This window comes from Micrococcus sp. GbtcB5 (genome assembly GCF_019091605.1).
Taxonomy (GTDB): Bacteria; Actinomycetota; Actinomycetes; order Actinomycetales; family Micrococcaceae; genus Micrococcus; species Micrococcus luteus.
Map to the genome: position 1 here is coordinate 1 of NZ_JAGXJK010000189.1, position 274 is coordinate 274.

At 79.2% G+C, this 274-nt stretch carries 1 protein-coding gene; it reads left to right on the top strand.

Annotated features, from left to right (window positions below):
• Position 1 precedes the first annotated feature (1 nt).
• A partial coding sequence (locus KVS67_RS11985) for a proteasome accessory factor PafA2 family protein (protein WP_368669067.1) occupies positions 2-274 on the top strand: 273 nt, incomplete at its 3' end.

Here is a 274-nt window from a genome sequence, read left to right on the forward strand (position 1 = left end):
GGTGCCCCCGAACGGGAGGGACGCCGCCGGCTGGGGCGTGCACCGGGTGATGGGCACGGGGACCGAGTTCGGCATCCACGCGCCGGCCAACCCGGGGGCGCACCACAGCGTGCTCTCGGTCGAGCTCGTGTACGCGTACGCGGACCTGGTCACCCGGTCCGGCTCGGCGGTGGCCGGCACGGAGTGGGACTACACGGGGGGGTCGCCGCTCGTGGGCGCCCGCGGCTGGCGGGCGCCGCGCTTGGCGGGGCCCCCCCCGCAGCCGCCCGACGCG